24 protein-coding genes are annotated in these 26,119 nt (G+C 62.8%); 5 read left to right on the top strand and 19 right to left on the bottom strand.

The window, feature by feature from the left end; all coding sequences use genetic code 11:
• Window positions 1–11 precede the first annotated feature (11 nt).
• From FDP28_RS08040 to FDP28_RS08015, 6 genes are all read right to left on the bottom strand, one after another.
• Window positions 12–899, bottom strand: a complete 888-nt coding sequence (locus FDP28_RS08040) for an intradiol ring-cleavage dioxygenase (protein WP_144660333.1) — start codon at window positions 897–899, stop codon at window positions 12–14.
• 65 nt (window positions 900–964) lie between these two features.
• Window positions 965–1,654, bottom strand: coding sequence for a response regulator (locus FDP28_RS08035; protein ID WP_186313552.1), 690 nt, complete (start codon window positions 1,652–1,654; stop codon window positions 965–967).
• A complete protein-coding gene (locus tag FDP28_RS08030; RefSeq protein WP_144660331.1) occupies window positions 1,651–2,940 on the bottom strand; it encodes a sensor histidine kinase in 1,290 nt (429 codons plus the stop codon). Before FDP28_RS08030 ends, FDP28_RS08035 begins: the two co-directional genes overlap by 4 nt.
• 26 nt (window positions 2,941–2,966) lie before the next feature.
• Window positions 2,967–3,866 (bottom strand): ABC transporter permease, encoded by a 900-nt coding sequence (locus tag FDP28_RS08025; RefSeq protein ID WP_144660328.1) that lies wholly within the window; start codon window positions 3,864–3,866, stop codon window positions 2,967–2,969.
• 5 nt (window positions 3,867–3,871) lie between these two features.
• Window positions 3,872–4,813, bottom strand: coding sequence for an ABC transporter ATP-binding protein (locus FDP28_RS08020; RefSeq protein ID WP_144660326.1), 942 nt, complete (start codon window positions 4,811–4,813; stop codon window positions 3,872–3,874).
• Window positions 4,814–4,965: 152 nt separating this feature from the next.
• Window positions 4,966–6,471 (bottom strand): bifunctional phosphatase PAP2/diacylglycerol kinase family protein, encoded by a 1,506-nt coding sequence (locus tag FDP28_RS08015; RefSeq protein ID WP_144660323.1) that lies wholly within the window; start codon window positions 6,469–6,471, stop codon window positions 4,966–4,968.
• A 55-nt stretch (window positions 6,472–6,526) separates the two neighbouring features.
• Between FDP28_RS08015 and FDP28_RS08010 the strand changes: the two genes are divergently transcribed.
• A complete protein-coding gene (locus tag FDP28_RS08010; RefSeq protein WP_144660321.1) occupies window positions 6,527–7,198 on the top strand; it encodes a phosphatase PAP2 family protein in 672 nt (223 codons plus the stop codon).
• On the opposite strand, the gene FDP28_RS08005 is transcribed toward FDP28_RS08010, so the two are convergent.
• The 7 genes from FDP28_RS08005 to FDP28_RS07975 all read right to left on the bottom strand — a co-directional run bounded on the left by FDP28_RS08005 (window position 7,176) and on the right by FDP28_RS07975 (window position 16,358).
• Window positions 7,176–8,360, bottom strand: a complete 1,185-nt coding sequence (locus FDP28_RS08005; RefSeq protein WP_144660318.1) for an MFS transporter — start codon at window positions 8,358–8,360, stop codon at window positions 7,176–7,178. The genes FDP28_RS08010 and FDP28_RS08005 overlap by 23 nt on opposite strands.
• Complete coding sequence (locus FDP28_RS08000; RefSeq protein ID WP_144660316.1) at window positions 8,357–9,124, bottom strand: DeoR/GlpR family DNA-binding transcription regulator; 768 nt, start codon at window positions 9,122–9,124, stop codon at window positions 8,357–8,359. The genes FDP28_RS08005 and FDP28_RS08000 overlap by 4 nt, the downstream gene beginning before the upstream one ends.
• Before the next feature lie 163 nt (window positions 9,125–9,287).
• Window positions 9,288–10,970 (bottom strand): ABC-F family ATP-binding cassette domain-containing protein, encoded by a 1,683-nt coding sequence (locus FDP28_RS07995; protein ID WP_144660314.1) that lies wholly within the window; start codon window positions 10,968–10,970, stop codon window positions 9,288–9,290.
• A gap of 43 nt (window positions 10,971–11,013) precedes the next feature.
• On the bottom strand, window positions 11,014–13,008 hold the full coding sequence (locus FDP28_RS07990) for a penicillin-binding transpeptidase domain-containing protein (RefSeq protein WP_144660311.1): 1,995 nt from the start codon (window positions 13,006–13,008) through the stop codon (window positions 11,014–11,016).
• Between the two features lie 502 nt (window positions 13,009–13,510).
• Window positions 13,511–14,104 (bottom strand): hypothetical protein, encoded by a 594-nt coding sequence (locus FDP28_RS07985; protein ID WP_144660309.1) that lies wholly within the window; start codon window positions 14,102–14,104, stop codon window positions 13,511–13,513.
• Between the two features lie 320 nt (window positions 14,105–14,424).
• Complete coding sequence (locus FDP28_RS07980) at window positions 14,425–15,081, bottom strand: response regulator (RefSeq protein WP_144660306.1); 657 nt, start codon at window positions 15,079–15,081, stop codon at window positions 14,425–14,427.
• A complete protein-coding gene (locus tag FDP28_RS07975; RefSeq protein ID WP_144660304.1) occupies window positions 15,078–16,358 on the bottom strand; it encodes a sensor histidine kinase in 1,281 nt (426 codons plus the stop codon). Before FDP28_RS07975 ends, FDP28_RS07980 begins: the two co-directional genes overlap by 4 nt.
• A 194-nt stretch (window positions 16,359–16,552) precedes the next feature.
• Between FDP28_RS07975 and FDP28_RS07970 the strand changes: the two genes are divergently transcribed.
• Window positions 16,553–17,632, top strand: a complete 1,080-nt coding sequence (locus FDP28_RS07970; protein WP_144660302.1) for an ABC transporter permease — start codon at window positions 16,553–16,555, stop codon at window positions 17,630–17,632.
• A 24-nt stretch (window positions 17,633–17,656) separates the two neighbouring features.
• The gene (locus FDP28_RS07965; protein ID WP_144660300.1) at window positions 17,657–18,358 is read left to right on the top strand and encodes an ABC transporter ATP-binding protein; all 702 of its coding nucleotides are present in this window, start codon (window positions 17,657–17,659) and stop codon (window positions 18,356–18,358) included.
• A 48-nt stretch (window positions 18,359–18,406) separates the two neighbouring features.
• Here FDP28_RS07965 and FDP28_RS07960 read toward each other — a convergent pair whose 3' ends face one another.
• A complete protein-coding gene (locus FDP28_RS07960; RefSeq protein WP_144660297.1) occupies window positions 18,407–18,805 on the bottom strand; it encodes a winged helix-turn-helix transcriptional regulator in 399 nt (132 codons plus the stop codon).
• Window positions 18,806–18,888: 83 nt separating this feature from the next.
• On the opposite strand from FDP28_RS07960, the gene FDP28_RS07955 reads away from it, so the two are divergent.
• On the top strand, window positions 18,889–19,494 hold the full coding sequence (locus FDP28_RS07955; protein WP_144660294.1) for an NAD(P)-dependent oxidoreductase: 606 nt from the start codon (window positions 18,889–18,891) through the stop codon (window positions 19,492–19,494).
• A gap of 33 nt (window positions 19,495–19,527) precedes the next feature.
• On the opposite strand, the gene FDP28_RS07950 is transcribed toward FDP28_RS07955, so the two are convergent.
• The 5 genes from FDP28_RS07950 to FDP28_RS07935 form a co-directional block, all read right to left on the bottom strand.
• Complete coding sequence (locus FDP28_RS07950; RefSeq protein WP_144660291.1) at window positions 19,528–20,973, bottom strand: phytoene desaturase family protein; 1,446 nt, start codon at window positions 20,971–20,973, stop codon at window positions 19,528–19,530.
• Entirely contained in the window at window positions 20,966–22,483 is a 1,518-nt protein-coding gene (locus tag FDP28_RS07945) for a glycosyltransferase family 87 protein (protein WP_144660289.1), read from the bottom strand. The genes FDP28_RS07950 and FDP28_RS07945 overlap by 8 nt, the downstream gene beginning before the upstream one ends.
• 129 nt (window positions 22,484–22,612) lie before the next feature.
• Window positions 22,613–22,753, bottom strand: coding sequence for a hypothetical protein (locus FDP28_RS20500; RefSeq protein WP_186313551.1), 141 nt, complete (start codon window positions 22,751–22,753; stop codon window positions 22,613–22,615).
• A 606-nt stretch (window positions 22,754–23,359) separates the two neighbouring features.
• Entirely contained in the window at window positions 23,360–23,941 is a 582-nt protein-coding gene (locus tag FDP28_RS07940) for a histidine phosphatase family protein (protein ID WP_144660287.1), read from the bottom strand.
• The gene (locus FDP28_RS07935) at window positions 23,938–25,407 is read right to left on the bottom strand and encodes a CCA tRNA nucleotidyltransferase (protein ID WP_144660283.1); all 1,470 of its coding nucleotides are present in this window, start codon (window positions 25,405–25,407) and stop codon (window positions 23,938–23,940) included. The genes FDP28_RS07940 and FDP28_RS07935 overlap by 4 nt, the downstream gene beginning before the upstream one ends.
• A 196-nt stretch (window positions 25,408–25,603) precedes the next feature.
• Between FDP28_RS07935 and FDP28_RS07930 the strand changes: the two genes are divergently transcribed.
• Complete coding sequence (locus FDP28_RS07930) at window positions 25,604–26,107, top strand: NUDIX hydrolase (RefSeq protein WP_144660755.1); 504 nt, start codon at window positions 25,604–25,606, stop codon at window positions 26,105–26,107.
• The last annotated feature ends 12 nt before the right edge of the window (window positions 26,108–26,119 follow it).

The raw sequence follows: 26,119 nt of genomic DNA, 5'->3' as shown, positions 1-26,119 counted from the left end.
GCTGCCGCCCGCTAAACGGTGACGTTCAGGGCCGCCGTGTATCCACCCTGCACGGAGCCTGAAATAGTCGCCAGCTGGTATATGCCTCCGTCGTCACCAAAGACGTTGTCGGAGGTCAGTGTGGTTTTCGGGAAACTGCGGGCGCTGTTCTCGTAGCCGTCAGTCGCATACACGGCCTTGCAGGCGCTCTCCGTCAGAGCGATCTGCGAGACGGCAAGTACCTGGCCCGCGGCGCTGGTGTTGCTCATGGACTCAAATACCTCGAAGTGAATATGAGGCCAGCGCCCCATGTACGCTCCCGGAAAGATTGTGCTGAAAGTCAGCTGTCCGTTGGCATCGGCCTCCTGCACGCCCCGGAGGTAGTTTTCGTTTTCCAGTCCGGAATCATAGAGCGAATATTTGCCGTTCTGGTCGCAATGCCAGACGTACACTGCGGCGCCCGCCAGCGGAGAGCACCCGTTCGCATTGTCCAGCAGCGTCAAAGTGACAGTCAGGGGCACACCTGCCGCCTTGGTACTGGACGTTCCGAAGCTGGATCTGATGTCGCGCCGGACAACCCCGGAAGCCTCCAGCACGTTGGGCCGGTTCGATCCGTCCCCCGGGTAGGGGCCCAGCGTTTCCTCGGGGATCTCCACCCCGCATTCGGCGAACGCACGCGTTACGGTGCTGCTCGCCTGCGACGACGGTGAGGCGGCCGCCGTCGTACTTTCCGCTGGGGTGACGGTAGCGCTGGAGGTGCCCGACGGCGTTGCGCTGCCACCTTCCGTGCCCGGCGTGCAGGCCGCAAGTGCGGCAGCGGCTCCGCTGCCGAGAAGGACGCCCAGAGTGCGGCCACGACTCAGCAACGTGGAGAGGTCGAACTCCAATCCTTTGTCGTGGTAGGGATGGGGCTTGGTCATGCTTCCATCAAACCCGCAGCCCCTGTGCCTTGTACATGGTCAGACTGTGGCCGGGCTGTGAAAGGTCAGTAGTCCGGGTTGCTCGGAACAACCAGTCCGGTCTCGTAGGCATACACCACCACTTGCACGCGGTCCCGCAACTGCAGCTTGCTCAGGATCCGGCGGACATGCGTCTTCACGGTGGCCTCGGAAAGGAAAAACTTGTGTGCGATCTCCGCGTTGGACAGGCCCTCAGCGATGGTCGTCAGGATTTCGGTTTCCCGGGGGGTGAGTTCGTCCAGCAACGGGTCCCGATGCGGGGAGGGTGCGTTACCAGGAACGGCACCGCCGCGGACATACGTTTCCAGGAGTCGTTGGGTCACCCGCGGAGCAACGACGGCGTCACCGCTGGCCACCAGCCGTACGGCGTGCACGAGCTCCGCCGGGGCAACATCCTTGAGCAGGAAGGCAGAGGCACCGGCCTGCAGACCTGTGAAGGCGTACTCATCCAGATCGAACGTCGTAAGGATAATGACCCGCGCGTCGGAACCGGACTCGGAGATGCGGCGCGTTGCCTCGATCCCGTCCATGGAGGGCATGCGCACGTCCATGAGCACCACATCGGGCTGCAGGGCTTCGACTTGGCGGACGGCGTCAGCACCGTCGGATGCCTCGCCCACGACGTGGAAGTCTTCTTCGCCTTCCAGGATGAGCCGGAAGCCCATCCTGAGCAGCGGCTGGTCATCGACGAGCAGCACTTTAATGTCATCAGTCATGATTCCCCCTTTTCGCCGTTCCAGTGGAGATCGGCGTGCACCGCCCAACCCCCTCTTTTTCCTGGACCGGCGGTAACAATTCCAGCATAGATTCCGGCGCGTTCGTTCATCCCCGCGATGCCCAGTCCCGCGCCCAGGCTGCCTATCGATTCGCTGCCCCCATCCCGGGTTCCGCGGCCGTCGTCGAGCACGTCAATGGTGACGACATCGCCGTCGCGGGCCACCAGCACGTCCACCCGGCTGAGCGATCGGCCGTAGCGCAAAACGTTCGTCAGCGACTCCTGCACGATTCTGTAGACCGTGAGCTCGAAGGCGGGATCGGCCGGCAAGGCCGGGCCGGTGTGGGCATAGTGCAGCGGGAGGCCGGCCGTGCGGAACCCCTCAAGAAGCTTCGCGAGGTTGTAGCCCGACTCAAGTGGCGTAAGTGGCGCAGGACGCCCGGAATCATCGCGCAGTACACCGAGAACGCGGCGCATGTCCGCCAAAGCGGTACGCCCGGTGCGCGAAAGCTCGCTGAGGACTTCACCGGCGCGTTCCGGATCCTTCTTGACCACAACTGCCGCTCCGTCCGAGAGGCTGATCATCACCGTCAAAGAGTGGGCCACGACGTCGTGCATTTCGCGGGCGATGCGGTTGCGCTCGGTGACCTTGCCGAGCCGCGTGGTCCGGGCAGCCCACTCCGCTATTTCCGCTTCGTGTTCGCGACGCTGCCGGACGGAGATTCCGATGCCGGTTGCCAGGAGGTTCGACAACATGATGGTCACCGCTGTGGCGATGTTGTTGATGAGGTGGAAATTCTCCGGGAGGTCCTGCAGCGTGTCAGTCTGGGCAGGACTTGTCCACATAAACAGGTAGAGAAGGCTCAAGGGCAGGCTGGCCGCCACAAAAACAACGAAAGTGATGCCACGCTTACGGAGGGACGCCACGGCGTAGAGCGCGAACCAAAGGCCCGCGGAAACATTGGACCCCCACGGGTTCAGGATGGTGGCAGAGACTTCCAAAAGCGCGACGGCGAGCACCACCTGGAGCGGGAACTGTCTCCGGAAGACCAACGCCAGGGCAATCAGAAGGAGTATGGCCACGACGAGCCACTTGCCCTCCCCGATCGAGGAAATGATGGTGGGCAACGCCAGGAGTACGTAGCAGAGCACCACAACCGCGTCCATGGCACGGGGACGCCTGAAGAAAAAGCGCCGGATCCTGCCCCTGCGGCGCTGGGCGATTTCGGCAAAGGACGCGTCGGCCACGGTGGCCGGCGCGTCCTTCACCTGTGGAGCTTCAGTCATGGATTGAGCCTAGACGGCTGGGCGTCTTAGACGTCCCGCTTCTTGATGGCGAACACCGCCGGAATCAGGAACAGCAGCACGTAGCCCAGGAAGATCAAGCCACCCTGCCACGGATCAATGACGCCGTCTGTGTGTCCGATGGCGAGGAACCTGCCCCCTGCCTCACTGGGGATGTACTGGGGTACGTACTTCCAGAAGTCGCCCGGCACCAGTGACAGGAATCCGGAAGCAATCGACAGGACGAAGAACAGTGCCACCAGCACGGTGACGCCACCGGCGGAGTTACGCAGAAGGGTTCCCAACGACAGTCCAATGAGCGCGACGCCGGCGACATACAGGCCGCCAGTGAAGATGCTGTAAATGACGCCGTCAGTGGACCAGGTGAGATCAATGTCCAAGCCCTGGAAAACAGGCATGGCGATCAGGAAGGTGAGCACCGCCGCGATCGTGGTGATGACGTAGGAGATGACCACAAGGAGCAGTGCCTTGGCCGCAAAGGCGGGAATGCGCTTGGGCACCGCGTTCATGGTTGAGCGAATCATGCCCGTGGCGTACTCGGAAGAAATGAACAACACTGCCAGAGAGCCTAGGACCAGGGTGCCGATCTGGATGCCGGCGTTGGGCAGGTTGTAAAGGTCGAAGCCGGAACCCGGAGGGAAGGACTTGGTCAACATTTCCCCGGTGACAGGCTGGCCGGCGTCCTTGGCCTGCTTGATCATCTGGTCAAGGAACGTGTAACGGATCAAGACGGCAAGAGCGCCCACCCCCACCGTGGCAATCAGTGTGACAGCAAGGAGGATCACGGTGGACGTCAACGAGCGGAGCTTGATCCATTCGGACCTGACGACTCCCCCAAAAGTAACGCCGCGAACGCCAGCCGATGCGTGGGCTGGTGCATTGGTGCGGTTTTCAGTCATGGTGCTCATTGTCCTTACTTTCCTTCCTGTGCAGCAGTGACAGGCTGACCGGACATATGGGATTGGTACTCCACTTCGTCCTTGGTGAGATTGAAGTAGGCATCCTCCAGCGAGGAAACCTGCGGCGTCAGTTCGTAGACCAGGACGTTGTTGTCCAGAGCCACTTGGGCGATCTCGCGAGGCTGCAGGCCCACCACTTCCAGGGTTTCCGTCTGGCTCTGGTCCACCCGCACGCCATCGCCGACGAGGAGGGCCGACAACTGGCTTGCGGCGGACGTGCGGACCAGGGTCTTGGCTTGCTGTGCACCTGCGATGATGTCCTTCACAGGAGCATCCGCAATGATCCGGCCGCGGCCGATCACGATCAGGTGGTCGGCAGTCTGTGCCATTTCACTCATCAAGTGCGAGGACAGGAAAACCGTCTTCCCCTGGCTGGCCAGGTACTTCACCAGGTTGCGCACCCACAGAACACCTTCAGGGTCGAGGCCGTTGACGGGCTCGTCCAGGATCAGGGTCTGCGGGTCCCCCAAAAGCGCAGCGGCGATGCCAAGCCGCTGGCCCATGCCGAGGGAGAACCCCCCGGCTTTCTTCTTCGCCACAGCACCGAGACCGGTCATTTCAATGACCTCGTGGACGCGGGCGGTGGGGATGCTGTGGGTGGCGGCCATGGCCAGCAGGTGGTTGTACGCGCTGCGGCTCGTATGCACGGCCTTGGCATCCAAGAGCGCCCCAACCTGGTGCAGGGGAGCCTTGTGCTGCGCATAGTGCAGGCCGTTGACCTTCACGTCGCCCGCCGTGGGAGAGTCCAGTCCCATGATCATGCGCATTGTGGTGGACTTACCGGCGCCGTTCGGGCCCAGGAAGCCCGTCACACGTCCAGCCTGGACAGTGAAACTGACACCGCCGACGGCCGTCTTCTCGCCGTAGACCTTGGTCAGGCCTTTTGCTTCGATCATGGAAGCGTTCCCCTCCTCGGAGCACATGAGCGTGCAGATGAGTTTTGAATGTACTCACAACGCTACTCAGGGAGGGCAGGTAAATCGCCTGTCTCAGGGATGATTCAGGGTTCAGTCAGGGTAGTCCTCCCGGATGACCCCGGAGGACAGCACTACTCAGCTACGGGCAGCGGCGAATAGACATTGAGAACCCGCGGCTGCACAGTAAAGGTCGCCTTGCGTACTCCGGGCTTGGGTTCACCGTCCACCGCCAGCACCAACGGTTGGCCAATTGCCTCCACGGTAATGTCCGTGGCCTCGGTCAAGTGGGTCACCTTCGATGCCGATACCGTGCCCGTAATGACTGCCCACAGCAAGCGTGCCCGCGCGAGCGGCTCATCCGCTGTGATCATGCGGAGGTCGAACACGCCATCGTCGAGCACGGGGCGGCGCAGCGGGGCGTGGTCGCTGGGATAGAACCTTCCGCGCCCCATGTAGAGGATCCACAGCTTGTGCCGCTGCCCGTTCACCAAGAGGGTGGTGGGCGAATTCACGCCAAAGGTCCGCAGGGATGCGACCACCCCTGCCAGCGGCTTGCCCATGGCGGGCTGGAGCCGCTCGCGACGACGGACAAGGTTGGGGTACACGCCCACGCTGGCGGTATTCAGCATGGCCAGTTCGGAGACTTCGGGCATGTCAGGCAGACCACGCTCCACCACCACATGCCCCAGGTCAACGGATGCGCCTTGGCCATTGCCCAAGGCATCCAGGACATCTTCAATGGAGCCGGCACCAAGATCGCGGGCGAAGTGGTTAAGGGTCCCGCCGGGCAGGACCGCCAGAGGCAGTGAATGTTCGACGGCGGCAGCCGCGGCCGTTCCCACCGTTCCGTCACCGCCCCACACACCCAGCGCGACGGTTCCCGGCCGGGTTGCTGCGGCATTGATTTCCTCAGCGACGTCTTCGCCCTCTGAGATCTCCCGTATATAAGCCTTAGGGAATATCTTTCGGAGGAGTTCGCCGGTTTCGGGGGAGTAGGACCCACCCAGGACGTTGACCGCAATACTCAACCCCTCGCCGTCGTGAATTGCCGGCACCTCGGCCGGGGTGCGGCGGGGAGTCGGCTCGGCTGGCCGCGCGGGCCACCACTTCCGGGTGAGGAGGGCTGCACCGGCGCCCAGGGCGGAACCGAAGACGACGTCCGAAGGCCAGTGGGCGCCGGTATGCACGCGGGAGTAGGCAACCCCGGCCGCAATGGGCGCCAGGGCCACACCAATCGCAGGCGAGACTATTCCTGCCCCGGTTGCGAATGCCACTGCCGACGCTGAGTGGCCGGATGGCATGGAGGAACTGGTTGGCTGCGGGTTCACGAAGCGGAACAGGGGCAAATGCTCCGGCAGCGGACGCCGCCGGGGCAGGGCACGCTTGAAAATGACATTGGTGACGCCTGACGCCACGCCCAAGGCAAGCAGTCCATGGAGCGCGGCACGGCGGGGTCGGCCGGGCACCGTCGCCAGAATCCCAGCGATACCGAACCAGAGTTTTCCCTTGGTTGCAGCGGCGGAGAGTCGGCGGAAGAAGACGTCATGATCGCCCTGGGGTTGCCGGGAAACTGCCCGCACCAGGAAGTGGTCGAGTCGCTCAACACGTTTGGGGCCCTTGGCCACGAAGCCTCGCATCCCCTCACAGTATCGCCTGCCACTGTGGGAAGGCGGCCATGGCTACGATGAATTGATGATTCGCGTCTTGACCCCACGGCCGCAGCCGGACTGGCAGCTCGTTGTCCCAGGAGTACTGCTCCTGTGCGGCTTCCTGGTCCCGGCTGCCATGCTCCTGCTCGGACAAGGAGAGCCCGCCTTCAACAGCGCTGACACGTGGTGGCAGGCTTTCGCGTTCACCTTGCACACGCCTTTTTGGGATGGTGTGAACGCAGTCCTTAACCTGGTGGGCTACGTGGGAATGCTCGTGTGCCACGGGCTGCTGGCCATCGCACTGCTGATCGCGAAGCGGCCCGTAACGGCAGCATTCGTAGTGGTAACTGGTGTCACCGCCCTGGCCCTGACGCAGCTGGCCAAAGCCGTGGTGGGCAGGGCACGTCCGGAAGGCGCGAAAGTCCTCACGGACACCGGTTCATACCCGTCTGGGCATGTATCCGCCACTACCGCATTGTTGGTTGTATTGGCCCTCCTGATGGGGCGCTGGTGGATGACTGCGTCGGCGGCTTTCGGAATCCTGGCGATGATGATCAGCCGGACGTACCTGTCTGCCCACTGGTTGAGCGATGTGCTGGGCGGGGCATGTCTCGCCGCGGGTATCGCGCTCTTGTTGTGGTGGCGCTTTAGGAACATATGCATTCAAGAGAATGCATCGGCTGGCAGCAGGCCTACTTGGCGGGCAAGGGCTTAGCGACTCCGGCAAGCAGGAGGGCGATCACGATAGGCACCCCAATGGCCAGCAGTGCCAGATGGATCCCGGTGTGGTCACCGAGGTAGCCCAACAACGGAGGACCCGCCAGGAACGCGACGTATCCGATGGTGGAGACCACCGAAACCCGTGCTGCAGCATGCTGGGGATCATCGGCGGCTGCTGACATGCCCATGGGGAAGGCCAGCGCCGCGCCAACGCCCCACAGCGCTGCGCCAACGCCGGCGAGGATTACGTTGCCGGCGAAGACGAACAGTGCCAGGCCCACTGCCGCTGCGGCCATGCTGGCGCGAAGAACCGCCACCCGGCCAAACTTGTCGATCGCCTTGCCGCCGAGGAAGCGCATGACGGTCATCGCGAGGACAAAGAGGGCGAAAAGCAACGCACCAGTGGATTCCGAGGAACCCAATCCATCCACCGCCGCCTTGGCAATCCAGTCATTGCCCGCACCCTCGGTGAGGGTCGCGCCCAAAACGACGACGCCGATGAGCAGCGTCCTGCCGTCCCGCCACGCCGCCGTGCCCTTGGAAGCCGGGGCGCCGCCGTCGTGAATTTCCGCTGCCTCGTGCGGGAGGAAGAACTTGGGGACAGTCAGCGCGAGGGTGACGGCGATGGCGGCGATAACCAGCAAGTGCTCGGGAAGGCCCACTCCCAGTTGGGAGAGCCCGGCGCCAATGAGCGCGCCCAGGAAGGCACCACCACTGAAAGCGGCGTGGAATTGCGGCATGATGGTCCGCTCAAGCCGGTGTTCAACGTCCGCGCCTTCGATGTTCTGGGCGACGTCCCACAGCCCAATGCCTATGCCGAAGAAGAACAGTGCAATCGCCGTCGCAGGTACCGACGCGGCAATGAGCGAGAAAGCTATCGCCACACCGGCGGCGCCGGCCACGATCCCGGCAACACGGACAGTGTTCGCAGTGCCGATCCTGCCTACCACCCAGCCCGCCGACGGCAGCGCCAACAGCGATCCGATCGCCGTGCACAGCAGAAGTGTGCCCATCTGTCCGGATGTCAGGCTGAGTGCCTCGGTGACTGCGGGGATGCGGGCGGCCCAACTGGCGAAGACCAAGCCGTTCATGCCGAAGATCAGGAACGTCGCCACGGCTGCGGCGTTGACGTTGGTGCTTCTGGTATTGGTGGTCATGCAATCACAACTTCCACAGAGAGTTTGTTGAGTCGGGCAAAGTCTTCGGGGGATGGTTCGCGGTCTGTCACGATGACGTCCACGAACTCCATGGCGGCAACCAGGGCCCTCGCATTGCCACCCCATTTGCTGCCGGAGGCCGCCACGACCACCCGCGCGGCGGACTCGAGACCGGCGCGCTTAATTGCGGCGTCGTCAAGGTCGTGGGCGAGGATTCCGTCCTTCAGGTTGAGCGCACAGGGGGTCACGACGGCGGTGTCGAACCTCAGTGAGCGAACGTTGGCTTCCGCCATGGGTCCCCTGAATGACTGCTCACCTGCGGTGAGCGTGCCGCCGGGGAGGATGAGTTCCGGGGCGCGGCCGTCCTTGTTTTGTGTCAGCGCCTCGACGCTGTGGAGGGACATGGGCATCAGGGTCAGCTCCCGGTTGCTGAGCCGGCGTGCGATCTCAGTTGCTGTTGACCCGCTGTCCAGCCAGACGTGTTCGCGGTCCTGGATCAGCCTGTCTATAACTGCGGCGATGCGTTTCTTGGCCTCGTGGTCTTCGAGTTCGCGTTGCCCATACCCCGGATTCTCGCCGCGGGCCAGGAGACTGCGGGCACCTCCGTGCACGCGCTTGAGCACTCCATTGGCCGCGAGGATCTCAAGGTCCCGGCGGATAGTGGCGCCTGAAGCCCCGGTCGCGGAGACCAATTGGTCAACAGTTACTTCTTCTTGCCCGCGCAGCAACTCGCCGATAAGCCGGTGGCGGTCAGTAGTTCCCATGGTTCTACCGTAGCAGGGTTGTGTTCATTTAATCATCGTGTGTGATCAAATGCGCACGCACCCTCTCGCACCTCCCCCTGCCTTCCCGCGAACGCTCCTGCAGTCGACCCGCGATGTGAGCGAGGGTCCGGCGCAAGCGTGGGGGATGTGAGCGAGCGTCGGGTTACCGGGCGCGCTCCACCCGCTTCTCGTCCCACACCGGCTCTTCGGATTCGTAGACCTTGCCGTCGGAACCAAATATCAGGAAGCGGTCGAAGGACTTGGCAAACCAGCGGTCGTGCGTGACTGCCAAGACAGTTCCCTCGAACGCATCAATGGCCCGCTCCAAGGCCTCGCCCGAATGGAGGTCCAGGTTGTCCGTCGGCTCATCGAGCAGCAGGAGCGTGGCGCCTGAAAGCTGAAGCAGCAGGATCTGGAACCGGGCCTGCTGGCCACCGGACAAGGACTCGTATTTCTGCTCCGACTGACCAGCCAAACCATAGGAATCGAGAGCTCCGGCAGCCGCTTCCCGCGGAAGACCCGAGCGGTGTTCGTCGCCGCGGTGCAGGATCTCCAACAAGGTGCGGCCCAGGAGGTCGGGACGGACGTGGGTCTGCGCGAAGAACCCGGGCCGGATACGGGCGCCGAGCTTTACCGTCCCTTCGTGCGGAACTTCAGCAATAACGACGTCGGACACCGGCAGGTGCTCGCGCTCCGGGTCGGTGCCGCCGGTGGCGAGCAGACGCAGGAAGTGGCTCTTGCCGGAACCGTTGGAGCCCAGCACGCCCACACGGTCGCCGAACCAGATCTCGGTGGAGAAAGGCTTCATGAGACCCGTAAGTTCCAGCTTTTCGGCCACCACGGCACGCTTGGCAGTCCTGCCACCCTTGAGGCGCATCTTTACGTTCTGCTCGATCGGCAGCGCCTCGGGAGGCCCAGCCTCCAGGAACTTGGCCAGTCGGGTCTGGGCTGCCTGGTAGCGGTTGGCCATGTCGGAACGGAAGGCGGCCTTGTTCTTGTACATGTTGACGAGTTCTTTGAGCTTGATGTGCTCCTCGTCCCAGCGTTTGCGCAGTTCTTCAAAGCGCGCGTTCCGGTCGGCCCGGGCTTCCACATAGGAACCGAAACCGCCACCGTGGATCCACGCACCTGCACCGTTGATTCCCGGCTCAAGTGTCACGATGCGACCGGCCGCGTTGTTGAGCAGCTCCCTGTCGTGGCTGATGAACAGCACTGTTTTCTTGGACTCGTTAAGCTTGGATTCGAGCCAGCGCTTGCCGGGGACATCGAGGTAGTTATCCGGTTCGTCCAGGAGCAGCAGCTCATCCGGACCGGCGAAGAGCGCTTCCAGCACCAGGCGCTTCTGCTCGCCACCAGACAGCGTCAAAGCACGGCGGAACTGCGCCTTGTCGAAGGAAATCCCGAGCGCGGCCATGCAGACCTCGTCCCATACGGTCTCGACGTCGTATCCACCGGCGTCACCCCAGTCCACGATTGCCTGGGCGTACTTCATCTGTGTTGGCTCGTCGTCGTGCTCCATCATGGCCAGTTCGGCTTCTTCCACCGCCTTGGCGGCCGCCGCAAGTCCGGCCTGTGCGGTGGAGACAAGGAGATCGCGGACGGTCGATTCGTCACGGACCTGCCCGACGAACTGCCTCATGATGCCCATGTTCCCGGAGCGGCCCACGGCCCCTTCATCGGGGGTGAGGTCCCCGGCGATGATCTTGAACAGGGTGGTCTTGCCGGTACCGTTGGGCCCGATCAGCGCCGTCTTGGTGCCGTCGGGGACCTTAAAAGTCACACCGTTGAGCAGCTGGGTGCCGTCGGAGAGGAAGTAGTCGATGCCGGAAACGTCAATATGGGCCACGTTTCAATCCTCCCACGGGCGGGCCCGCCGGGCAGAGCCGGTGTCAGCCTGCTGCGGTGAGGAACGATTTCAACAGCGGCCCGCTGGTGGTGGCGCCCAATCCGCCGTCCTCAACGAACACAGCGACCGCAAGATCACCGTGGGTGGCAACAATCCAGGCGTGGGTCTTGGGCGGGTTGTCGTTGCCGAATTCAGCCGTTCCAGTCTTCGCACCGACTGGGGCGCCCGGCACCGAGGCCAGGAATCCGGCATGTCCGGATGTCACTACCGCCCGCATCATGTCGGCCAGCGAAGCAGCCTCCGCCTTGGTGATCGGCTTGGTTGAGGCCGGCGAAGCGGGGAGCGCACTGGCCGTGGAAGAGTCCGTCGACGGCGTGGCGGAGCCACTGTCGGTGGGCGTTGCACTGGCGGTTGCACCTCCGGATGCCGTAGCCGGCACTGCGTCCGCGTTGAGGACAAGCTGGGGCGAAACAGGGGCACCGTTGGCAACAGACGCTGCCATGACGGCGGCCGAGAGCGGGGAGAAGAGCACTTTGCCCTGGCCAATCATGGAGGCGGCGTGTTCCGTGCCCTCGGCAGCACCGGGGACGGAGCCAAGGAAGGCATCTGCACCCAGTTTGGGAGCCTCGACGGCTACACCGAGGGCTTGGGCTGCCGACTCCAACTGGTCCTGGCTTACGGTGTCGCGGGCATTGATGAATGCGGTGTTGCAGGAGTGCGCAAAGGCATCCCGCAGGGCCACGGATCCCAGCGAGCTCTCGGGGTAGCCCTCGGCGTTCTTGAAGGTACGTCCGTCAACTGTCACCGTGGGCGGGCAATCGACCTTTGTGTCCGGAGTGGCACCATTACGGAACATCGCCAGGGAATCGACCATTTTGAAGGTGGAACCCGGTGCGTATTGGCCAAGCATTGCCGTGTTGTAGCCGTTGCTGCCGGGTCCGGACGCGGCGGCAAGCACAGCACCTGTGGACGGCCTCAGTGCGACGATGGCCGACGCCGGGCCCACACCGGCAAGAGTCTCCTCGGCCAGCTGCTGCAGCTTCAGGTCAAGAGTGGTCTTGAGCGTCGTGCCGGCTGCGGGGAGGGTGGAGAAAACCACCTTGGTCCCTGGCGTCTCACCTTCGGTCTTGGCCTTGGCGCTGGCAATGACCTCTACACCGTCTTTGCCACGCAGGAGGTTGTCATACTTCTGCTGCAAGCCGCCCGTTCCAGTGGTGTCACCGGCACGGAGTGCGCCGTTGGACTTCTCGATCTGCTCGGCACTGGCCTGCCCGACGCTTCCGAGGAGTGCCCGCGCAAAGGTCCGTGTTGGTGCGAGGGCCATGGAGTCCAGGATGCTCGAACCGCCTGGGATGGCCTCAATCTTTGCCTCGGTAATCTCCGGTGTATAGGCGCGGAGAACCAGGCCTTCCACGAATGCCTGCGGGCCGGAAGCGGCTACCTGCTTGGCATATTCTTCGACGTCCAGTCCAAGCAGGGTGGCCATGGCACGCGCGGAGGCGTCAGCCTGTTCTGCAGGAACCTTGGTCTTGTCGATGCCCACCCGGAACACCGGACGGTCCTCGACTATCGGGGCATCGCCGGCGCCGAGGATCTGGCCGCGCTGGGCCGGAACGGTTTTGACGGAGAGCGTCTCGCCGTCGGAAAGTTCAGGGGCGAGCAAAGTCGGGTTCCACTGCACGGCCCACTTATCGCCGGACTTCTTCAAGGTGGCCTGCGAGCTGTACTCCCACTTGGCCGACCCGATGTTCCAGCTGTACTTAAGGGGGAAAGTGGCGGTGCCGCCGTCGAGCTTCACCTCACCGGATTCAACCGAGGGCTTGGCGTCGAGGCCTTCGAACACGGCTTTCAGTTCATCGTTGGCCGCGGCAGCGTCCTTGCCGTCAACGGCGAGCTGACCGACGTCGAGCGCTGCCAGGGAGGATGCGAGCTGCTTGGCCGCACCTTCCGCGCCGGAACGGCCGTCGTCGCAAGCGGCCAGTGAGCCTGCCATGACGATAGCGGCCAGACCAATAACAAAAGTACGTGTTTTCCCCATTTGCCACATTATGCCCGGTTCCCCTGACAGTTTCTTGTTGTGCCCGGGAAGCGGACGGCCACCGCCACGAGCTCGTCACCGCCTACACGGAAAACAACACCTCAAGACCGAACGGACTGACGTACAAGGAGCTACTGGTCGCCGGGCGTGCCGGCACCTGACCAACACTGAAATTGCTTAAAACTCGGGGATCCGTCCTCGAACAGTCGAAGATACGACTACCGCGGCCCTCGTAAGACACAGAGCACATCACGGCATGAACTACACGCCCGCGTTCTTAACTCCCTCCGGACCTGAGACCTCCGGGAATGGTCCCGTGAACTGTTTAATGTCCAGCAAGAGCCAGAATGAAAAGTAGCAGTGACATCAGGCAGGGCCAAACGAATTCTTATTCCTAGATAAACTACTTACTCATGGAGAACTGAAGAAAGAATACTCCACGATGCAGCCGAAATTCGCCCCCAGAGTACAAGCCAAGGGCCAAATTTCTTGTGGAAATTGCCTATTCAAAGGCCCTTCGGAAAAGATCAGCATCCTTTATAGTTTCTCCGGAGATGACAATATGGGTTACATTGCGCCGCTCCGCAAAATAACCAGAGTATGGAAGGACGGTAATATTCCTTATTCCGGCACTTCTTATCTCCGATCCCTTCAGTTTCGGAATGAAACTGGAATCGGTTGTTGTTGTTAGTTCATCCCATCGACTGAAAGCCGCCCAATCGAGCCCCGCCATACCGTACTTGGTCACCCAAAAGGGCGGAACAGCCGGGTTCAAGGGCTGTCCCGAACGGGAGAGCCGGCCCATCTCTTCCTGCGAAATCGGGGCAATTTGGGCTTCGCGGGTGTCGTACCATTCCCAAGCCCTTTCCCATTCCCGCACCCACCGCCGCTCCCAGATCTCCTTGGTCTCATCATCGGGCAAGGCAGACGATCCAACATCAGGAGCGGGATAAAGATCTGGAATGTCCAGTTCCTGTGCCAGGGTCCATGCACAACGGACAAACAGGAGCATCTTCAGTGGCTGGGCGTGACTATCGACGCTGAAGTACATCCCGTGGGGTGGCCCGTTCAGCTCTCGAGTTCTGATTCCGAACATTGCTATTCCCCCTATACGTGCCTCCGCTGCTATACGTACGGGCTAAGCATGACATTCAACCCTCTTTGAGGCCAGAGCGCGGCGAACCCTGATTTCAGGGACTCCTAAGGCTTTTCCAATGCGGCGGTAAGAGTCTTTCTGCGCGTACATCGCGGGCCTGTCCCAGCCGCGGCTTGTTTTGTCAGTCCACTAAATAACGGGTAACCCGAGCATATATTCGAATAGAGGGCATGTTGTCGGCGCGATAGTTGACCCCCGCCTGTTATATGCGGGATTCTCTGCGGTGACGGAGCTGGTGGCACCGGTAGCGGTGCGGCTAATCAGTGCCCGCGGATGATCCGGCGCTGGGTTGCTGCAGCGATTGCCGCAGTACGGTTGTCCACCCCGAGCTTGGAGTAGATGTGGACCAAATGTGTCTTTACGGTGGCTTCGGAAATGAAGAGCTGCTTGGCCATGGCTCGATTGCTCATCCCCGTGGCAAGCAGCTCCAACAACTGGACCTCCCTGGCGCTGAGAACCGGCGAAGGGTTCCTGATCCGCCCCATCAATCTGGCCGCAACTTCGGGCGCCAAAGCCGTCTGGCCCGCAGCGGCGGACAGGACGGCCTGCCGGATCTGTTCCGGGGGCGCATCCTTGAGCATGTACCCACTGGCCCCGGCCTCCACAGCGGCGAGGATGTCGGCGTCGGTATCGTACGTGGTCAGAATCAGGACCGGCGGCGGGGGAGTTCCGGCCTCCCCGGCCTTGATCTTTTCCGTGGCTGTCACTCCGTCCATTCCACTGCCCATCTGCAGATCCATCAGCACCAGATCCACGGGCTCCCCGAGCGTATGGAGCCTGCTCAACTCGGCCAGCGCAGCGTCACCGTCTGCAGCCTCAGCCACCACGAGTACGCCTGGAAAATCGCTCAACATGGCACGCAGCCCAGCCCTGACCACCGGATGATCGTCAACCAGCAGAACCCGGATGTCGCTCATTCCGCCTCGTCCCCGCTCGGCAGCGGCACGCGGATGGCCACCACCGTCCCCTCACCTGGCGCCGACTCGAGGTCCAGCGTGCCATCCAGCGCCGCCAGCCGTTCGCGCAGGCTCAGAAGCCCGACGCCGGTGCCGTCGCCGCGTGCTGTACCGTCCGCCGTCGTCGGTTCAAAACCGATTCCGTCATCGAAAACATCCAGCGTCACCTCAGTGCCAAGGAAAGACAGGGTCACGACGGCGGCACGCGCCTTGGCGTGCGCCCACACGTTCGCGAGGGAGGCTTGGGCAGCCCGGAGCAGGGTGGTCTGGTAGGTGTTCGGGAGTTCCACAGGGGTGCCCACTACCTCAAACCGGCATCGCAACGCCGTTCCACGGGCGGCCGCCTCGGTTTCGGTCTTCTCACAGAGCCGCCGCAGCGTATCCACCAGGCCGGACTGTTCAAGATCGGGCGACCGCAGCCCCCGTACGAAACTGCGGGCCTCGGACAGGTTGGCCGATGCCGTGTCCTGCACAATGCCCAACCGCTCCTTCGCGGTCTCCACATCGCCGCTGTCAAGGGCTTTCTCGGCGGAGCGGCCCATGAGGACGATGCTGGAAAAGCCTTGCGCCAAGGTGTCGTGGATTTCGCGGGCGAGGCGTTCGCGCTCGGCGAGCATGCCGGCGTCGTGCTGTGTTTTGGCCAGTTCGTCGCGCGTACGGCGCAGTTCGTCGGCGACCAGACGCTGGTTCTCGGCTTCCAGGAACAGGGCCCGGTAAGCGAGCCCGGTGACCACCGCGAATGCCGCCCCGAACACGGGTCCCAGCACCATCGCGAGCTGCAGGCCGCCGTCGGCAGTTCCCCTGCTGTGGAACCACAGGGCACCCACCAACAAGGCGGTGCTCACCGCGATGGCCGGCAAGGCCAGGCGCCGCGGAAGCAGATGCAGCTGCAGGAAGAACAGAGGGAAGGCCACCCAGGCGAAGTCACCACTGACCAGGAGCAGCAGCAGCCAGAGCGCCATGACCGCAGCCAGCCACCACAGCGCGTAGGGCCCTGGGTTGAACCTGGAGGGATCGCTGGCGTGCCGCTTCTCCAGCACGGTTCCTGCGAGGTACACCAAGGCCAACAATGCGGAAAGGCCCAAACCGGCGCTCACGGCAACCGGGGAAGGCGCACCTGTGGGGCCGACGCCGGCCAGCAACCGGACGATCGCCACCAGCAACAGCACCGCGAAACCGACGTGCAGGCTCACGCGCAGCACGCGGAGGATCGTGGCGGAACCGGTGGGGGACTGCATGCCTTCCAGCGTATCCCCGGCCCTCCGCCCACAGGCCCGAAATCCCTGCTGCAAGGCCCGAATCAACCATTCGGTTGATTCCCCTTTCAACCGCTCGACGCCTGTGAATCCATCCGCCTCCCGATGTCCGGAGGGCGCTTGGCCGGAAGAGTTGAAAGCACGGGACCAAGCCCGTATCCAACAGAAGGAATCCGATGTTTCTCGCCATCCGCGACATCCGCTTCGCCAAGGGCCGATTCGCCCTCATGGGCAGCGTGGTCGCACTCATCACGTTGCTGCTCGTCATGCTTTCCGGGCTGACCGCGGGATTGGGCAACCAGTCCACCTCGGCCATTGCCGCCCTTCCCGTACAGCAGATCGCCTTTGGAGCGCCCGCGGGCGGTGAAGCGAAAGCGTCGTACACGGAATCGGAAGTCTCCGCGACCCAGCTTCAGACCTGGCGCGAGCAGGCAGGCGTGAGCTCGGTGGAGGCCCTCGGCATCAGCCAATCCCGTGTCCAGTCCTTGGCCGACGGCGGCACCCCGAACGGCACCGCCAACGTCGCGGTCTTCGGTGGAGCCAACGGTCCAGTGGCTGTGGAGGACGGGACCGTCGTCGTAGGCGGAACCCTGGCCAAGGACCTCGGCCTGACGAAGGGCAGCCGGCTCCGCCTGGGCGGTACTGACCTGACGGTCTCAGATGTTGTGGAGGACCAGTGGTACTCGCACACGGGCGTTGTATGGACCACCCTGGACACGTGGCGTTCAGTCGCCCACGCCGCACCGGGTACGGCCACCGTCCTCGCCATAACTTACGACGGCGGAACCTCCGTGGACGTCGACGCCGCCAACGCTGCGGCCGGCACGGTCAGCACGGACCGGACCGGATCGTTCCAAGCGTTGGCGTCATACAAGAGCGAGAACGGCTCCCTGCTCCTGATGCAGGCCTTCCTCTATGGAATCTCGGCCTTGGTGATCGTGGCCTTCCTGACGGTGTGGACGGTTCAGCGAACCCGCGACATCGCCGTTCTCAAAGCCTTGGGCGCGTCCTCCGGTTACGTCCTGCGCGATGCCTTGGCCCAGGCAGCACTCGTGTTGCTCGCGGGCGCGGCGCTGGGGGGACTCGTGGGGCTGGCCGGGGGAGCCCTTGCGGCCAAAGCAGCGCCGTTCCTGGTCACGCCGCTCACCACCCTGCTGCCCGTGGCGGGGATCGTCATCCTTGGCCTGGCCGGAGCAGTACTGGCGGTCCGCAAGGTTGCCACGGTTGATCCACTGCTGGCTCTCGGCGGCAACTAAAACATTCCTCGAAAGGCATATCCCATGAACACTGCACTTGGTCTTATCAACGTTTCCCTCGAATACCCCGATGGCGGCTCCACGCTCAAGGCGCTGGACTCCGTGGATCTGAGCGTTGCCCGCGGAGAATTCCTCTCACTGGTTGGACCCTCCGGCTCTGGCAAGTCTTCGCTGCTTGCCGTGGCCGCCACCCTCATCAAGCCCACGGCCGGGCTCGTCATCATTGATGGACAGGATGTCGCTGCCCTCAAGGAGGCCGAACGCACGGCCCTGCGCCGTGACAAGGTGGGCATCATCTTCCAGCAACCGAACCTCCTGCCGTCACTGACCGCCGTCGAACAGTTGATGGTCCGCGAGCATCTGCGCGGCAACCGGGCGAAGGAGGCCCGGCGCGAGGCGGAGCAGCTGCTCGACGTCGTGGGTCTTTCCGCGGCCCTCCACAAGAGGCCGCACCAATTGTCCGGTGGGCAGCGGCAACGCGTGAACATCGCCCGGGCCCTCATGGGCAAGCCGACGGTACTGCTGGTGGATGAACCCACGGCCGCGCTGGATCACGAACGGAGCGAGTCGATCGTCAGGCTCCTTCGCCAGGTGACAGACGAGTTCCAGACAGCGACGGTCATGGTCACGCACGACACGGAGTTCCTGCCCCTCACCGACGCAGTCACGACCATGCGGGACGGACGGATCAGCCGCGCGTCAGTCCCGTCCCCCCTGCCCAACTAAGGGACAGCAAACGTCGCTACGGAGCCTCATTGGAGCAAGAGCTGTCCCCTAGTTGGGTGTGGCGAGGAGGGCTTGGTCCTGTGCATCGTCGTAGGCATCCCGGGCCTCCATGATGGTGGGGACGTGGCTCTCGGCCCATTCACGCAGCAGGGAAAGAGGTTGCAGCAGCGACTCACCCATGGGCGTGAGCTGGTAGTCCACGCGGGGCGGCACCTGCGCGAAGACAGTCCTTGTTATGAGGCCGTCCCGCTCCAAAGTACGCAGCGTTTGGGTCAGGACCTTGGGAGTCACCACATTGACCATTTTGCGCAGCTCGGAGAAACGGACCGGCCCGTCGCCAAGCACCTGAATCACCAGCGAGGCCCACTTGTCACCGATGCGCTGGAAGATCACGCGCGACGGGCAGTTGGGGTCCATGATGTTGGCGGGGAGGTCTTTAGTATCCATGAGGTAACTGAGTTCCTTTGAAGCTATCGGTATCCAATAGATACCTTTGTTGCATTGCAAGGATAGCAACCCCAAGGAGAGCAATGAAAATCGCAGTCTACGGCGCTACGGGCATGGTCGGTAGCCAGATCGTCAATGAATCCATCAACCGGGGCCACAAGGTCACCGCTATCTCCCGCAAGGGCGCCGAGGTTCCCGGTGCTGCAGCCCAGGCTGCGGACCAGGCCGACGCACAGACCTTCGCTTCCGTCGCAAAAGACCACGACGTCGTCGTGCTGGCTACGGGTCCCAGCCGCACCGGCGGGGACCACTCAGAATGGCTCGACGCCATGGCTACCGCTTTCAGCAACGCCGAAGGCACGCGCCTGATGATCGTGGGCGGCGCCGGAACCCTGGAAATCGACGGCGTCCGACTCCTCGACTCCCCGGACTTCCCCGAGGCCTACAAAGCCGAGGCCACCACTGCAGCCAAGGCGCTCGAAGCCGTGAAGCAGACCCCCGAATCCCTCGACTGGACCGTTCTGGCGCCTGCACCCGTCATCCAGCCCGGCGAACGTACCGGTGCATACAACGTTGCCAAGGATTCACCGGCAGGCAGCACCATCTCCACGCAGGACTACGCGGTAGCCATGCTGGACGAGATCGAAAGCCCGGCCCACCGCCGCGCCCGTTTCACTGCGGCAAACTAGCACCGGCCGGACGCAAAGTAAGACCGGCCAACGCTAAAGCCCCAGGCCAAGCCCGGGTACCGTCGTCTTGAATATGTCCTTGAGGGCATGTTTCGCGGCATGGTACCCGGGCATTCCTGTAACGCCGGGTCCGGGCGGCGTTGACGACGAACACAGGTAGACGCCGGGCATGGGAGTCCTCCACGGGACATTGGAAACCACGGGCCGCTGTACCAAGCCTCGGAGGTCCAACATTCCCGCACTGAAGTCCCCACCCACGTAGTTTTCGTTATAGGCGGACAGTTCCGCCGCCGTCGTGGTTTTTGACGCCACCACGACGTCGCGGAAGCCGGGTGCATACCGTTCAATCCGGGCAGTGACGGCCTCGGCCATGTCAATAGTGGAATTCTTCGGAACGTGGCAGTAGGTCCACAGGACATGCCGCCCTTGAGGGGCACGGGATTCATCCAGCATTGACGGCTGGGAAACCAGAACGTAAGGCTCAGACGGATATCTGCCCATGTCCACGAGGTTCTCCGACTCGGCCATGGCCCTCCGCGAACCGCCCACATGCACTGTCCCGGCCTTGGCCAAGCCGGCGTCCTGCCAGGGCACCGGACCGGAAAGAATGAAATCGACCTTGCAAGCTGCATTCCCGAAACGAAATGTTTCCAGGGAATGCCTGTACTTGTCCGGGATTTCGGCCCCGCCGAGGCGGGCCAAGGTAGGCGGAGCCACGTCGAGCAGGATGGCCTTCGCTGGACGGACCTGGTCCAGCGAATCAACCCGCTCACCCACTTGGATGGTTCCACCGTGCGCGCTCAGATCATCCGCCATGGCCCTCGCAATGGAGATCGAACCGCCCACGGGTACGGGCCAACCCCACGCGTGGGCAAGGACGCTGAGCAACAATCCGGCGCCCGTGGAACTGAGCGAAGGTTGCGAGCCCAGCGCATGCGACATCACACCGGTCAGAAGAGCCGGAGCGGCATCCTCGCGGAACCGGCGGCCCCAAAGAGGCGTGCCCTGGTCAAGGGTGGCCAACCCGAACAAGACGGCCGCCAGCGGGTCCCTCGGCAGGCGCAACAGTTGGTTCGAGGTGAACTCCACAACACCGTCCACCCGAGCCAGAAGGGGACCCAGTAACCGTCCATAGGCGGGACCGTCCACTCCCAATTCCTCAACGGTCCGCTCCAAGGACTGGTAGGCCAAAGCAGCTCCGCCGCTGTCCAAGGGAGTGCCGTGCTGGACCTCGGGGACGCGAAGCTCCACGCGGCGGGACAGTTCGAACGCCCGGAAGAACGGTGAGGCCAAGGCCATCGGATGCACCGCCGAGCATACGTCGTACAGGTACCCGGGCTCCAGCAATTCGCTGGTCCTCGATCCGCCGCCAATATCCGAGGCGGCCTCGTAGACCTTCACCTCCAGTCCGGCACGGGCCATGACCACTGCCGCTGCGAGCCCGTTCGGGCCGGCTCCGACGACGGCGACATCAACCATCGCTCTTCACCTCCGATCGCTGGCCTTCTGCAGATCCGGCGGCTGCGGCGGCAGGCTTGGATGCCCATGGGAATACGGAACGCGAAGGACGGAAAAGATCTATACGCAGCCAATCCCGGGCACCGTCAAAGGGGCCCCCATGGGGGTCGTCCTGACTTGCCAGCCGGAGGGGGTCCTGGGCTGGATCCCAGATGTCCATGACGACGCGGGCCATCAAATATGCCGTGACCACCATGTGCAGTCCCACGGCCAAAACGTAGTAGGACATATCGATGTTGTGCTGGACGGATCCGCCGCTGGTGGCCTGGCCCAGGTACATCCAGATAGCGGCCCAATGGAGGCCCTCGGCGGCCTGCCAGATGAGGAAGTCCCGCCAGCGGGGCCGCGCAAGAGCCAGGAGCGGGATCAGCCAGATGACGAACTGGGGGGAGTAGACCTTGTTGGTGAGGATGAAGGCGGCCACAATCAGGAAGGCCAGCTGGGCTATACGCGGCCGGCGCGGGGCGCTGACAGCGAGGACTCCAATGAGCGCGCAGGCAGCAATGAAGAGGTAGAGCGCCAGCGTGTTGATGGTTGCCGCGTTCATCTGCGTCCAATGGAGCCTGTCCGCCACCAGGTTGTAGGCGAACCAGGGCGAGCTGTAACCGGCGGGACGTGATTGCGTAAATTCGAAGAAGTAGCGCCACCCGGAAGGATTCAATGCCGCGAGGGGCAGGTTCACAGCCAACCACGAAGCCAAAGCAGCTCCGGCCGTGACGAAGAAGACCCGCAGCTTTCCACTCCGCAGGGCAAGGACCAGGACTGCGCCGAGGATCAAAATTGGGTACAGCTTGGTGGCGGTTCCCAGGCCGATGCACACACCGGCAAGGACCAACTTGTCACGGGAGAAGAAGTACATGCCCAGGGCCAGCAAACCTACAGCCCACATGTCCCAGTTGATGAAGCCGGCCAGAATGATCCCCGGGGCAACGGCCACCATGGCGGCATCCCACGGCCGGCGTTTGTTGATCCGGGCTGTCAGCAGGACAGTGACGATCCAAACAGCCACGATCAGGGTGGCGTTGACGTCGAAGTAGCCGAGAATCCGTTCGTTTCCCACACCAGTGCCGGGAACCATCAGCGCAGTCACCCCGGCGATGATCCCCATGAGGACCGGGTATTCAAACAGGCTCCCCGGAGTGAAGAACGGAAACACACCGTCGCCCAGACCGCGGTTCTTGAACAGCTCAGGGAAGTCGGAATAGCAGGTGGCATAGAACTGGCCGGGGGTTTCCCAACCGTTGACGCGGCAGTAGTCCTTTGCCAGCACAGCCAAGAGCGCAGCTATGACGGTAAGGATGATGAGCACCCGCTCAACCGTGAACGGGTGGGGGGAAACTTCCCCGGGAGACGAATGCTTGCCTAACGGGCCACCCACCAGCTCCGTGAAGTTGCGAAGCAAAGAGTCATTGCGGCTGGGAACAACAAAGCGGCCACGTTTCAGTTGCCGGTGTGGCATTGTCTCCTGCATGAACCGAGCTTACAGTCAGGCGCATATACCACCCAGTTAAAAGGGGGAGCCCACGCGTAGCCGCGTGGGCTCCATGAGGTTCAGCATGAATGTGTGGCATCTGAACTCCTTCGTGGCCGGCTCAGGGAATCAACGGATGAGTCCCATCTGGTGCAGGACAACGTAAACATCTTCACGACGCTGGTCGAGCAGCTGTCCGTTGAACAGTGTGCGGTCCTTGGGAGCGTTGCCGCTCTTGTAGAAGCGCATCTCTTCGGGGCGTTTTCGCATGGTTCACCTCCTTTCACAGGTTTCCACCGATATTTGGGCACAACAATTAGAGGCCTTTGAGTCCAAGAAAAAAGCCGTAGCCAAAAGAAGGCACAAATAACCGAGGGTAAATAAAGGAATTAAGCGGACCGAATCAGGAAATACCCTGAATCGCGTGCACTATTGCGCGTGCTTCCAGCAGTTCACCCAACAAGAAGCTGGTTCCGAACTATGGGGAAACTGCGCACCCGCGGCATGCTGCGTGGGTCCGCGCCTGCAACTGACTACTCAGCCATCCAAGAGAAGGAAGGCCATCAAGAACACCGCCGGCAATAGGCCGGTCCGGTGAATCAGGAGTGGGTCAGAGAGTTAAAATGGCGTCGATCATCAGCAGAGGCCGGGGTAGCAGCGACGGTCAACTTCCGTCCGCTAGTCAAAGTAATCATTTTTCCCAACCTCCTTCCGGCCTTTACAGCCTGCTGTGGCATTCTCCCGGCTGACTAACCGGTGAATGCGCGCCTCGTTCCCGGCGGGTCGCTCTGGGAACAAGATATAAGCTACCCCATCAAGCGGGGATTTGACCAGCACATTCGGCTAATTAGCGAAAAGTTTTTATAAATTAGCGATTTACAGGCCCCAACGGACAATTGCAGGCGTCCGTTTGTCCCAACCCAGAGTGCACACCTTCGCGGTCCCCAGGATGAAGTGCCGACCCTCGCGTGCGTCCATTTCCAACCAGCGTGCCGTGAGAATCCGGGAGAAATGTCCGTGCGCCACTACCAGCACATTGTCCATGCCGGATTCCAGTACCCGGCCAATGATCTTGTCCGCACGGGCAGCCACCTCATCCAGTGTTTCCCCGTTGGGTACCCCATCAGTCCAGATGAGGTAGTCCGGGTTGTCCTTGCGGATCAGGTCGGAGCTGATGCCTTCGTAGTCGCCGTAGTTCCATTCCACGGCCAGCGGCTCATGGACAGCGTCCGGGTAGCCAGCCAGTTCCGCGGTCCTGCGGGCACGCCTCAGCGGGGAGGTCAGCACCAGGTCAAAGTCAATGCCTTCCAGGATCTTGCGGGCCTCCACGGCCTGTTGCTCGCCTTCGACGGTGAGGGGAAGGTCCGTGAGGCCCGTGTATTGGCCGCTCTTGGACCACTCCGTCTCCCCATGGCGCAGGATCCAAAGTTGCGGACGCGGGGAAGTCACAGCGTTCATGCGGGCTCCTCAGTTTCGGTCGAAGACTCGACGACGGCGGACTCGGGTTGGGTTTCCCACCAGGCCATCAGCTTCTGCTCAGCTTCCTCCGGTGACAGCGGGCCATGTTCCATCCGCTCTTCGAGGAGGAACTTGTAGGCGCGGCCGACGACAGGTCCGGGCTTCAATCCCAGCAGGGCCATGATCTGCGCTCCGTCGAGGTCGGGCCGGACAGCTGCCAGCGATTCCTGTTCCAGCAGCGCCGCAATGCGGTGCTCAAGGTCATCGTAGGCGAAGGAGAGGCGGTCGGCCTTGCGCTGGTTGCGCGTTGTGACGTCCGAACGGGTAAGCCGGTGCAGGCGTTCCAGCAGGGGACCGGCGTCGGTCACGTAACGGCGCACGGCCGAATCAGTCCAGCCGGCGTCGCCGTAGCCGTAAAACCTCATGTGCAGTTCGACCAGCCGGGATACGGCCTTGATGGAGTCGTTGTCGAACCGCAACGCCTTCATCCGTTTGGCCGTGAGCTTCGCACCTACGACGTCGTGGTGGCGGAAGCTGACCGCGCCGCCCGGTTCAAAACGACGCGTAGCCGGCTTGCCGACGTCGTGCATCAAGGCAGCGAACCTCAGCACGAAGTCGGGGCCGGGAACCGGGCCGTCTGGACCGGTTTCCAGCGCTGCCGCTTGCTCGAGGACCTGAAGGGAGTGCTGGTATACGTCCTTGTGCCGGTGGTGTTCATCCGATTCCAGCCGAAGGGCCGACACCTCCGGAAGCACAAACTCTGCGAGGCCCGTGTCGACCAGCAGGTCGATACCAACGCGCGGATGGGCTCCGTTAATAAGCTTGACCAGTTCGTCGCGGACACGTTCGGCGGAGATGATCTTGATGCGGTCAGCCATCTGGGACATGGCGAGCCGGACGTCGTCGTGGACCGACACGCCCAACTGGGACGCGAAACGCGCTGCACGCATCATCCGCAGTGGATCGTCGGAGAAGGAAGCCTCCGGGGCCCCGGGAGTCGCGAGTTCGGACGCATGGAGATCCCGCACGCCCCCGAAGGGATCCACCAGTTCCAGGCTTGGCAGGCGCAATGCCATGGCGTTGATGGTGAAGTCCCGCCGCAGCAGGTCATCGGTCAGGGAGCTGCCGAAAGCCACCACGGGTTTGCGCGAGTCGGGATCGTAGGCCTCGGCCCGGTACGTGGTGATTTCGATCTGGAAGCCGTCTTTGCGCATCCCGATGGTGCCGAACGCCCGGCCGATTTCCCAGAAGTTGTCCGCCCATTTCTTGATGACGGAGATGGTCTGGTCCGGCGTGGCATCGGTGGTGAAATCAAGGTCCGGGGAGGTCCGCCCCAGAAAGAGGTCGCGCACCGGTCCACCCACCAAGGACAGCTCGAATCCGGCGTCGACAAAGCGCTGCCCGAGGTCGAGCACCACCGGATCGATGGTGAAGTTAACAGAAGAGCTGTCCAATACGTGCGCCATAGTTCCTTAAGCTTGGCAGATTTTTGCGCTGCATTGGGCCACTGTTCCATGCGAAATCAGGCATGCGTCGGCCGGGCATCTCCTGCAGTCCACCTTGTGGCCATGTCCCGGTCATCACTCCGGGGCAAGAGTCGTTAGAGTGGACCACATGGCCAACCCAGTACCGAGCGCTCCAGGCAGGAGGACAAACGCACCGTTGCCGTCGGCAATCGGTGCGCACGTCGCGCCTGCCCCGCAGCACCCGGCGCAGGCCTCGCTTCCCACTGTGGAGGAAGTGTCAGCGGGCGGCGTTGTTGTTGACACGTCCGACGGCGAACTCCGGGTTGCGATCATCGCCCGCCTTAACAGGGGTGGCCGGCTTGAGTGGTGCCTGCCTAAGGGCCATCCGGAGGGCCCGGAGAACAATGAGGAAGCTGCTGTACGTGAGATCGCCGAGGAGACCGGCATCGAGGGCAGCATCCTGGCACCGCTGGGCAGCATCGACTACTGGTTTACCGTGAGCGGCCACCGGGTCCACAAAACAGTGCATCACTTCCTGCTCAGGGCAACGGGTGGCGAGCTGACCATCGAGAATGATCCGGACCAGGAAGCCGTGGACGCTGCGTGGGTCCCCATCCAGGAATTGGCCCGAAAGTTGTCCTTCCCGAATGAACGCCGCATCGCCGATCTGGCACGGGAAGTGCTGCCGGAACATCTCTGACCCGGGTACATG

It is taken from the genome of Paenarthrobacter nicotinovorans (assembly GCF_007670255.1).
Classification (GTDB): domain Bacteria; phylum Actinomycetota; class Actinomycetes; order Actinomycetales; family Micrococcaceae; genus Arthrobacter; species Arthrobacter nicotinovorans_B.
Note: the sequence above shows the minus strand (reverse complement) of the source record. Positions and strands in the feature narration are given on the sequence as shown.

What these genes read in the sequence shown, in the direction of transcription:
- FDP28_RS08040 (WP_144660333.1), bottom strand. Translation starts at nt 899, where the DNA reads ATGACCAAGCCCCATCCCTACCACGACAAAGGATTGGAGTTCGACCTC.
- FDP28_RS08035 (WP_186313552.1), bottom strand. Translation starts at nt 1,654, where the DNA reads ATGACTGATGACATTAAAGTGCTGCTCGTCGATGACCAGCCGCTGCTC.
- FDP28_RS08030 (WP_144660331.1), bottom strand. Translation starts at nt 2,940, where the DNA reads ATGACTGAAGCTCCACAGGTGAAGGACGCGCCGGCCACCGTGGCCGAC.
- FDP28_RS08025 (WP_144660328.1), bottom strand. Translation starts at nt 3,866, where the DNA reads ATGAGCACCATGACTGAAAACCGCACCAATGCACCAGCCCACGCATCG.
- FDP28_RS08020 (WP_144660326.1), bottom strand. Translation starts at nt 4,813, where the DNA reads ATGATCGAAGCAAAAGGCCTGACCAAGGTCTACGGCGAGAAGACGGCC.
- FDP28_RS08015 (WP_144660323.1), bottom strand. Translation starts at nt 6,471, where the DNA reads ATGCGAGGCTTCGTGGCCAAGGGCCCCAAACGTGTTGAGCGACTCGAC.
- FDP28_RS08010 (WP_144660321.1), top strand. Translation starts at nt 6,527, where the DNA reads ATGATTCGCGTCTTGACCCCACGGCCGCAGCCGGACTGGCAGCTCGTT.
- FDP28_RS08005 (WP_144660318.1), bottom strand. Translation starts at nt 8,360, where the DNA reads ATGACCACCAATACCAGAAGCACCAACGTCAACGCCGCAGCCGTGGCG.
- FDP28_RS08000 (WP_144660316.1), bottom strand. Translation starts at nt 9,124, where the DNA reads ATGGGAACTACTGACCGCCACCGGCTTATCGGCGAGTTGCTGCGCGGG.
- FDP28_RS07990 (WP_144660311.1), bottom strand. Translation starts at nt 13,008, where the DNA reads ATGGGGAAAACACGTACTTTTGTTATTGGTCTGGCCGCTATCGTCATG.
- FDP28_RS07985 (WP_144660309.1), bottom strand. Translation starts at nt 14,104, where the DNA reads ATGTTCGGAATCAGAACTCGAGAGCTGAACGGGCCACCCCACGGGATG.
- FDP28_RS07980 (WP_144660306.1), bottom strand. Translation starts at nt 15,081, where the DNA reads ATGAGCGACATCCGGGTTCTGCTGGTTGACGATCATCCGGTGGTCAGG.
- FDP28_RS07975 (WP_144660304.1), bottom strand. Translation starts at nt 16,358, where the DNA reads ATGCAGTCCCCCACCGGTTCCGCCACGATCCTCCGCGTGCTGCGCGTG.
- FDP28_RS07970 (WP_144660302.1), top strand. Translation starts at nt 16,553, where the DNA reads ATGTTTCTCGCCATCCGCGACATCCGCTTCGCCAAGGGCCGATTCGCC.
- FDP28_RS07965 (WP_144660300.1), top strand. Translation starts at nt 17,657, where the DNA reads ATGAACACTGCACTTGGTCTTATCAACGTTTCCCTCGAATACCCCGAT.
- FDP28_RS07960 (WP_144660297.1), bottom strand. Translation starts at nt 18,805, where the DNA reads ATGGATACTAAAGACCTCCCCGCCAACATCATGGACCCCAACTGCCCG.
- FDP28_RS07955 (WP_144660294.1), top strand. Translation starts at nt 18,889, where the DNA reads ATGAAAATCGCAGTCTACGGCGCTACGGGCATGGTCGGTAGCCAGATC.
- FDP28_RS07950 (WP_144660291.1), bottom strand. Translation starts at nt 20,973, where the DNA reads ATGGTTGATGTCGCCGTCGTCGGAGCCGGCCCGAACGGGCTCGCAGCG.
- FDP28_RS07945 (WP_144660289.1), bottom strand. Translation starts at nt 22,483, where the DNA reads ATGCAGGAGACAATGCCACACCGGCAACTGAAACGTGGCCGCTTTGTT.
- FDP28_RS20500 (WP_186313551.1), bottom strand. Translation starts at nt 22,753, where the DNA reads ATGCGAAAACGCCCCGAAGAGATGCGCTTCTACAAGAGCGGCAACGCT.
- FDP28_RS07940 (WP_144660287.1), bottom strand. Translation starts at nt 23,941, where the DNA reads ATGAACGCTGTGACTTCCCCGCGTCCGCAACTTTGGATCCTGCGCCAT.
- FDP28_RS07935 (WP_144660283.1), bottom strand. Translation starts at nt 25,407, where the DNA reads ATGGCGCACGTATTGGACAGCTCTTCTGTTAACTTCACCATCGATCCG.